8 protein-coding genes are annotated in these 6,369 nt (G+C 39.8%); 7 read left to right on the top strand and 1 reads right to left on the bottom strand.

All coding sequences use genetic code 11. From position 1 onward, the window contains the following. The 4 genes from UC75_RS20085 to UC75_RS03865 all read left to right on the top strand — a co-directional run. On the top strand, nucleotides 1-454 hold a 454-nt coding region (locus UC75_RS20085; protein ID WP_228137067.1), incomplete at its 5' end, for an acetoacetate decarboxylase family protein. A 13-nt stretch (nucleotides 455-467) separates the two neighbouring features. Then, complete coding sequence (locus UC75_RS03875) at nucleotides 468-1,325, top strand: metal-dependent hydrolase (RefSeq protein ID WP_049836762.1); 858 nt, start codon at nucleotides 468-470, stop codon at nucleotides 1,323-1,325. A 24-nt stretch (nucleotides 1,326-1,349) separates the two neighbouring features. Further along, nucleotides 1,350-2,576 carry an NADH:flavin oxidoreductase/NADH oxidase family protein gene (locus UC75_RS03870; RefSeq protein WP_049836761.1) on the top strand — a complete coding sequence of 409 codons (1,227 nt, stop codon included), beginning with the start codon at nucleotides 1,350-1,352 and terminating at the stop codon, nucleotides 2,574-2,576. Between the two features lie 34 nt (nucleotides 2,577-2,610). Next, on the top strand, nucleotides 2,611-3,477 hold the full coding sequence (locus UC75_RS03865; protein WP_049836760.1) for a metal-dependent hydrolase: 867 nt from the start codon (nucleotides 2,611-2,613) through the stop codon (nucleotides 3,475-3,477). Nucleotides 3,478-3,525: 48 nt separating this feature from the next. Here UC75_RS03865 and UC75_RS03860 read toward each other — a convergent pair whose 3' ends face one another. Then, nucleotides 3,526-4,461 (bottom strand): LysR family transcriptional regulator, encoded by a 936-nt coding sequence (locus tag UC75_RS03860; RefSeq protein WP_049836759.1) that lies wholly within the window; start codon nucleotides 4,459-4,461, stop codon nucleotides 3,526-3,528. 179 nt (nucleotides 4,462-4,640) lie between these two features. Here UC75_RS03860 and UC75_RS03855 point away from each other — a divergent pair, with 179 nt between their 5' ends. The 3 genes from UC75_RS03855 to UC75_RS20080 all read left to right on the top strand — a co-directional run. Further along, the gene (locus UC75_RS03855) at nucleotides 4,641-5,405 is read left to right on the top strand and encodes an SDR family oxidoreductase (RefSeq protein ID WP_049836758.1); all 765 of its coding nucleotides are present in this window, start codon (nucleotides 4,641-4,643) and stop codon (nucleotides 5,403-5,405) included. Between the two features lie 12 nt (nucleotides 5,406-5,417). Continuing rightward, the gene (locus tag UC75_RS03850) at nucleotides 5,418-6,173 is read left to right on the top strand and encodes an SDR family NAD(P)-dependent oxidoreductase (protein ID WP_049836757.1); all 756 of its coding nucleotides are present in this window, start codon (nucleotides 5,418-5,420) and stop codon (nucleotides 6,171-6,173) included. Nucleotides 6,174-6,217: 44 nt separating this feature from the next. Beyond that, nucleotides 6,218-6,369, top strand: a 152-nt coding sequence (locus tag UC75_RS20080; RefSeq protein WP_228137212.1) for an SDR family NAD(P)-dependent oxidoreductase, incomplete at its 3' end; no start/stop codon positions are given.

Below are 6,369 nucleotides of genomic sequence, written 5' to 3'. Positions count from 1 at the left end.
CCGAGCCATGATTATTGGCCGTGAATTGCTCGGCTACCCTAAAAAGATGGGTCAAATTAGCTGGGAAAATGATGGCAAACGTATTTTAAGCAAAGCTTCACGCCGAGGTACAACACTTATTGAAATGGAAGCCAAGCTGGGTGAAGTCATTCATGATGCCCCTCCAATTTTAGGATTACCACATCGGAATATTACGGGTGGTTTAGGAATTGGTTTGCCACGTGAAGTTCGATTTACCCCGAAAGAGCACCCAGTTGAAGTGCGTCAGGTTGAAATGAACTTACGTTTTACAGGCACAGCAAACGATCCTTTACATGATATGGGGTTAGGTGAAGTTATTGAGGCCAGACTACATCGTGTTGATTTGTCGGGAGGATTAATGCCACCGATTCAAATACCTCGGTTACACACGCCGTTATTTTTATTACGTCAGTTTAATCCACGCGTTTTATAACTGGAGAATAACGATGAATGCATTTTTTCAGTCAAAGCCAGCCCAAGATTTTTCTAAAATTTCCGCATCGATTGACATTACAGTGCGCCAGTTAGATTTGTCTTTTCCAGATGAAATACCTGAGTTTTGGTTTAAAGATAATCCTTTGCTGACCATGTTATTTACGGCTTTATCAAGTGCTTTCCCTGATGGTGAACGGCAGTTTATTTATAGCGTGCGTAATTATCAGGACAAAATTAGCGATCCTATTTTGCTTAAACAAGTCCGAGCTTTTATTGGTCAAGAAGCCCATCACGGCAAAGAGCACGATGCACTTAATGCAGTCATGCTTAAAAAAGGTTATCCCGTTGAACGTATTTATAAACGTTTTAAAAAGATGAACCGTATGTTGCAACAACAGTTTTCTTTAGAGCATCAGTTGGCTTGCACAGTATGTATGGAGCATCTAACAGCAATTTTAGCGGACTATTTTATTAGCATCGCGCCTGAAGACTTAGAGTTGCTTGATGTTCATTTGCGAAAAATTTGGGCTTGGCATGCCATTGAGGAAACAGAGCATAAAGCTGTGGCGTTTGATGTCTACCAATCTTTAGTGAATAGACCTTATTTCTTAAGGTTTGTGATGTTAGAAACCACGCTTTCTTTTCTCATAATTACCAGCAGAGGAACAAAAGAGCTTTTAAAGGCTTCGGGCAAAAATAGAGATTTTAAAAGTCTATATGTGGGTTTGAAATATTTGTTTGGAAGCCAAGGCGTTATCCGAAAAATTAGCCGCAGTTACTTAGATTTTTACTCTAAAGATTTTCATCCTTGGCAACACGATAACCGTGAGCAAATGATGAAATTAAAAGACATATATCTTAATGAATGATTTTCAAATTTAGGAAGAAACAAAATGACAAAACCTAATCCAAAGCCGACATTAGCTAGCCCTTTTACTTTAGCCTGTGGTATTACCATTCCAAACCGAATTGCCAAATCTGCGATGAGTGAGCAACTTGCCGATCGGCATGGTTCACCTACAATTGACTTACAACAGTTGTATGCGGCTTGGGCTAGAGGTGGAGCAGGGTTATTAATTACCGGCAATGTCATGATTGACCATCGTGCTTTTGTGGAACCACGAAATGTAGTTTTAGAGTCAGCAGAATTTTTGCAAGCGAATAAGTTATGGGCTCAGGCTGCTAAGGCCAATGGTAGCAAAATTATTATGCAGATTAACCACCCTGGTCGTGTTGCAGTTTTACCACTTTTGAAAAAGCCAATAGGCCCTTCAGCAGTTGGGCTTGATTTACCTGCCATGAATATTATTCGCATACCACGTGCGATGACCGAAGCAAAAATATATGAACAGATTAATCGATTTGCTCACACCGCTCGACTTGCTATTGAAGCAGGTTTTGATGGAGTACAGGTGCATGCAGCACATGGCTATTTACTCTCACAATTTTTATCGCCTTTGGCCAATGTTCGAGCAGATAAGTGGGGCGGAAGTCCTGAAAACCGACGCCGTATGCTCATTGAAACAGTTCAGGCTGTACGAACTGCAATAGGAAAAGACAAAATATTAAGTGTAAAACTCAACTCTGCCGATTTTCAAAAAGGTGGATTAAGCTCTGAAGAGTCGATAGATATTGCTTTAGCACTCGAAAAAGAGGGAATCGATTTACTCGAAATTTCGGGTGGAAATTATGAGTCTCCGGCGCAGCTCGGATATACGCCAGAACGACAGCTAGAGCGCGATGCTTATTTTATAAATTATGCAGAAAGTTTAAGACAAAAAAGTAAATTACCGCTCATGTTAACTGGTGGGTTACGTAAAGCCAATTTTATGAATCAGATTGTGGCGGATGGAGTGGTTGACCTTGTAGGAATGGCTCGTCCATTTGCAACACAACCAGATTTGGCAAAACAACTCTTGGCTGGAAAATCGATAATAGAACCCGCTCGTGTGCCTTCAATTGGCTATAAACCTGTAGATGCTTATTTACAACTGGCATGGCACGCTGCCCAATTCCGCCGTATTAGCCGTGGGCAACAACCTAAAGCAATAAAAGGATTAATTAGAACATTTGTTGCTTTTGGCCCACGTATGGGCTTTAACATTTTGACCCAAGATTAATGATATGTGCTTTTGAAATATTAGGAGTTTTATCATGATTAGCTTAATTAAAGAAAATTATGTCATTGTACCGAGGCGGCCTATATTTGATTTTACTGAGACCCCACGACATTGGATTTATGATGACCCAATGGTTTCACAAATCTTAAATTCAATTAACCCGATTACACCTGCACCAGAGCGTTGGTTTTGTCAGACGTTTAGAGATGCACTGCCTTATATTAAAGATGAAAAACTGAAAGAGGCAGCTATAGCTTTTATTAAACAAGAAGGTGCTCATAGTTATGGACACACTCTCGGAACTCGGCATATAGAGGCCTTGGGGATTGATTTAAGTCGTTATACCAAAATGATGAATTGGATATTTAATGACATGATTGGTCCAAAACCACTAGGCTATGAGTTGAAGAATCCACGCTTAAAATCAATGTGGTTAACAACTCGATTAGCAATGGTGGCCGCGGCTGAACATCTGACAGGAGTGTTAGGGCATTGGGTTCTCAATGCAGAGGGGTTACAACAAGCACCTGTCGATGTAGAAATGTTACGTCTATTGCAATGGCATGGAGCTGAAGAGGTAGAGCACCGTGAAGTGGCCGATGCAATGTTTAGATACTTTAGTGACAGTAATATACTTCGAGTAGGGGCGGCAGTTTTTACATTCCCACTGTTTATTGTTTTGGCTTATATTGCGGTCGAAAACTTAGTAAGACAAGACACTCAATTACCTCATCGTTTTCGTTTCAAAGATTATTTTCGAGCAGCTCGACAAGATCGCGTGCCTAAGGTTGACGATATAATACGTGCTTGCTTGCGATACTTTAACCCCAACCACAGCCCTTTAAATGAAGGCTCAACTGAGCAAGCATTGGCATTTTTAAATGATGGTAATTACCAATAGGCCATTTAAATGACTGTATTATCCTTGTGAATCAGTTTTGAAACTATCTTATAAACTATTCATAAGCTGCAATATTTGACTTTTGCACCATAGGATTTGGTGTTCATGGGATTTTTGCTGATCCCAATATAAATTCATTTGATATCCAACTATATCAATCGGTAGCGGATGTATCTTAATTTGAGGGTAAGAATCTTTAAAATAAGCAATTTGACATTGAGGAATCGTGAGTAAATGGTCCATTTGTGTAATTAATCGGATTGCTGTTTCATATTGTTGGCAGCGAAAACTAATTGTTCTTTTGATACCTTGTTTAGATAAGAAAAAATCTTCAAAAACACGACCTGTGGGACGAGAGGACACTGTAATGTGCTTAGAGTCTAAATAAATTTCTTTGGTTAGGTTTGCTTTGGATAATAAGGGATGCTCCTTACGACTTATCACAACAAACTGATCTTTAGTAAGGCATTCATAACCAATGCTCTCTTCAACCGAATGTTGAACATCAATCGCAAAATCAATTTTCCCCGTAGAAAGCTCATGTCTTAAGTTTTTACGATCAATACGTACGCTATTTAACTGTAAATTAGGATTAAATTGAGTTAAGTGTTGAATAATAGAGGGTAAAAAAATTCCTTCATACTCATCATTCATAGCAATTGTGAGATGCTTTAAATCTCGTGCCGGCACAAAGTCATGTGTGCTCTGAATTGCTTGATGCATAAGTTGTAATGATTGTTCAATTTTAGGCCATAAACGTTTGGCTAAAGGTGATGGAACAACGCCGTGACCATCTCGAATAAATAATGGGTCATTAAAATGATCGCGTAAACGAGCTAATGCATGGCTAACAGCAGGTTGACTTAGAAAAAGTTGTTCACTGGCCCGTGTTAGATTTTTTTCTTTATAAATTGCCACAAATACACGAAATAAATTGAGATCCATACGAGCAAGAGAGGCAATATTATTATTCATTTCATTCATAGTTTGTTATTCAAACAATTCATTTTATTCATTGTAACAAGTTAGATATGGTCAGGAAATAGCGTAAGAAATAGAGTGATTAAAACCGTGAATTTTGAATGTAGCGCTTGTGGTAACAACATTTAGAAAGCGTTGAATACAACTAATTTTTATAAAACCTAGGTACATAAGGAAATGATATGGCAACACATTTATTTGATTTGACTGGAAAAGTAGCTTTAGTTACAGGTGCGAGTCGCGGCATTGGCGAGGAAATTGCCAAACTTTTAGCTGAACAAGGTGCACATGTAATTGTCTCTAGTCGGAAAGTTGAAGATTGCCAACGTGTTGCTAATGAAATTATTGCAGCAAATGGAAAGGCGGAGGCTTTTGCTTGCCATGTGGGTAAGTTAGAAGATATTGCAGAAATTTTTGAATATATCCGTAAGGAACATGGACGTTTAGATATTTTAGTCAACAATGCGGCCGCCAATCCCTATTTTGGTCATATTCTTGATACGGATATTGCTGCATATAACAAAACGGTTGAAGTCAATATTCGTGGATATTTCTTCATGTCTATTGAAGCGGGCAAATTAATGAAAGAACAGGGCAGCGGTGCAATTGTTAATACGGCATCTGTAAATGCTCTACAGCCAGGAGACCAACAAGGAATATATTCTATTACCAAAGCTGCTGTGGTGAATATGACTAAAGCATTTGCAAAGGAATGTGGGCCGTTGGGTATTCGAGTGAATGCTTTATTGCCGGGTCTTACCAAGACCAAATTTGCCTCGGCACTATTTGAAAATGAAGATATTTATAAAAGCTGGATGAGTTCAATTCCATTACGCCGTCACGCAGAACCACGTGAAATGGCTGGAACTGTACTTTATTTAGTGTCAGATGCTGCGAGCTATACGAATGGTGAATGTATTGTGGTTGATGGCGGTTTAACTATTTAGGGAGGAATAGCAATGTACGAACATTATTCAGGTCAAGTGGTCTTAATCACAGGTGCAGCGAGTGGATTTGGTGCATTGCTGGCAGAGCAACTGGCAAAGTATGGTGCAAAATTAGTGTTGGGTGACTTGAATATTGAAGGGTTAAATACTGTAGTTGATCCGCTACGCCAAGCAGGAGTGGAGGTGGTTGCGCAAGTGTGTGATGTCAGCTGCGAAGCAGATGTACAGGCTTTGGTACAAAGTGCAGTTACTCAGTTTGGTAGAATCGATGTCGGGATCAATAATGCAGGTATGAGTCCGCCTATGAAAAGCTTTATTGATACCGATGAAGCAGATCTGGATTTGAGTTTTGCCGTCAATGCCAAAGGTGTGTTCTTTGGAATGAAGCACCAAATTCGTCAGATGTTGCAACAAGGTGGTGGCATTATTCTGAATGTTGCTTCTGTTGCAGGTTTAGGCGCGGCTCCCAAATTGGCTGCCTATGCTGCGGCAAAGCATGCTGTGGTGGGATTAACCAAAACAGCAGCAATTGAATATGCAAATAAAGGCATTCGAGTTAATGCAATTTGTCCATTTTATACAACCACCCCGATGGTGGTTGACAGTGAGCTCAAAGAGAAACAAGACTTTTTAGCGCAGGCCTCGCCAATGAAGCGTCTTGGCCATCCAAGTGAAGTGGTGGCAATGATGCTGATGATGTGTGCCAAAGAAAACTCATATCTCACAGGACAAGCCATTGCAATTGATGGCGGCGTAACAGCTTATTAAAACATTTATTAAATACATCTTATTCATATATTTAGGAAAAAATCATGACAATTAATTTAAGCAATCGAGTGGCTATTGTTACAGGTGCAGGCGCAGGTCTAGGGCGGGAACATGCATTGTTACTAGCTCGTTTGGGTGCAAAAGTGGTCGTGAATGATCTTGGTAGCGATGTAAACGGAAAAGGTGGCTCAACCAT

It is taken from the genome of Acinetobacter sp. V2, assembly GCF_001188385.1.
GTDB lineage: Bacteria > Pseudomonadota > Gammaproteobacteria > Pseudomonadales > Moraxellaceae > Acinetobacter > Acinetobacter oleivorans.
This window is presented reverse-complemented; position numbering and strand designations above follow the sequence as displayed.